At 42.6% G+C, this 1,701-nt stretch carries 1 protein-coding gene; it reads right to left on the bottom strand.

The features are described 5' to 3' along the window. Nucleotides 1-169 precede the first annotated feature (169 nt). Complete coding sequence (locus F6K49_RS46380) at nucleotides 170-1,051, bottom strand: hypothetical protein (RefSeq protein ID WP_293109200.1); 882 nt, start codon at nucleotides 1,049-1,051, stop codon at nucleotides 170-172. Nucleotides 1,052-1,701 lie beyond the last annotated feature (650 nt).

Here is a 1,701-nt window from a genome sequence, read left to right as displayed (position 1 = left end):
CCAAAAATTCCCCGTAGCAAAGGTCACGGGGTCAAAGGGATTTAGGGCTTGTTTAATTATTTCCTGGATCGTTGCCATCTCTTTAATTCCATCTTCTATAGAGTGGACAAGGATAGAGGATTAACAATTGGGAAGCCTGGGCTTATAGTATCATACTTTGTATCATACTTTACTGCACCATAATGAAAAATAGCCTCCCCCCGGTATTTTGAGTAATACCAGCTTCAATTTGTTCCTCTGTATACATGTTTGCTTCTTGCAAAGCACTCAGATCAATTTTATCGTCTGCTTGCAAGCTATACAGTGCTTTATCCAATTCTTCCCTAGACAAAGGCGGTTGTAACTTTTGGCGCAAATGAAACAGTGGCAAATAGTTTTCTGTACCCAATTCCTGGTCTAAATCCTTGATGATTTGTAATATTTCTTCATTATTATGGGGATTGACTAGAGCGGGAGTCGAATTTCCATCTGATTCTGAGATTGTACTGGTTGAGTTTGGCAGCTGTTTGCGCAGGAAATCGATGTAATCCGCTAGCATGGTTTTAGAAAGATTGATATTGCCACGACCAACGGGTTTATAATTAGTTAAGAGGTACTCAATACCTGTTTCAGTAATCCAAACATCTTTGAATTTAGTTTCTGCGACTGTGATATAACCCCGTTCTATCAAACTGTCCATGATTTCCTTGCGGGTCTTAGCAGGCTTGACGTTTGTCTTGGCGGGAGTAGTCGGTTCTGTTTCACAGGCTTTTAGAATTTTGCGTTCTTTCGTGCTCATTGGTACTTCAGCCTGATCTTGGTTTAGAAGTTCCTTGCCTGCATCAGTGATCTGAATTTTGGTGATTTCTTGATTAGACTCAATCAAATTGCGATCGCATAATGCCTGACAAATTCGATCTCGTTCCCCAGCTGAGGTTTTAGAATTGGGTTTCGCTTCTGTAATCAATGCCCGATAATCCGGTTTGCTCAGTAGCTTCAGTAAAAATTTTAGTTGGCTGACTTCCAGTTCAATAGCTTCCATGTTGATTGTTGTTACCTCACGTTTGTTCAAGATTAACCTATCTCTATTCCCTATAACCACGTAGTAGTTAAAGATTTTCGCAATAGATTCTACTGTCAGCCCTCAGCGGACGGGCGCTGAGCCCTCAACTATTAGCTCTGAGCAGAATTATTATTATATAAGCCTTTCGGTACTTTTCAATAGTATCTTTATTTCCGTGGTGCCTTACTAGGCTCAATCCTTACCGATATTAGACTTATCTCAAGTCTGGTTGAATACCCATAATTAAGGGTGCGCGGGGATGGTAGGGAGGCGCTAGAAGTCTGGGGAGATAGGGAGATGGGGAGATAGGGAAATTTTTCTTAAGGGTAATTATCGTAAGATAATATTAGCTGAAGGTCGCGACTAGATGGGTATTCAGGGAAAACCCTCAAAACGCTGATACCCGAAATGCTGATAGCTGACGACCGAAGCGAAACCATTCAGCTATCAGCCCTCAGCATTACCTCACAGGCATTAAGCCTGTGCCACAAAGCACCTCAAGTAGCGTGGTCCAAAGGCCAAGACTGATAGCTGAACGCGCACGCGTGTGCGTAGTACATAAGCTGAATGCTTAGCTACAGTCAATTTTCTTACCCCTACTCCCGTCTTGATTATTGCGCGAGTGGGGGAAAGCACGGCAGTTGCTCATGGTTTGTTCG

Source organism: Moorena sp. SIO3I6, from assembly GCF_010672095.1.
The sequence above is the reverse complement of the archived record's forward strand: the minus strand, read 5'-3'. Positions and strand labels throughout refer to the sequence as shown.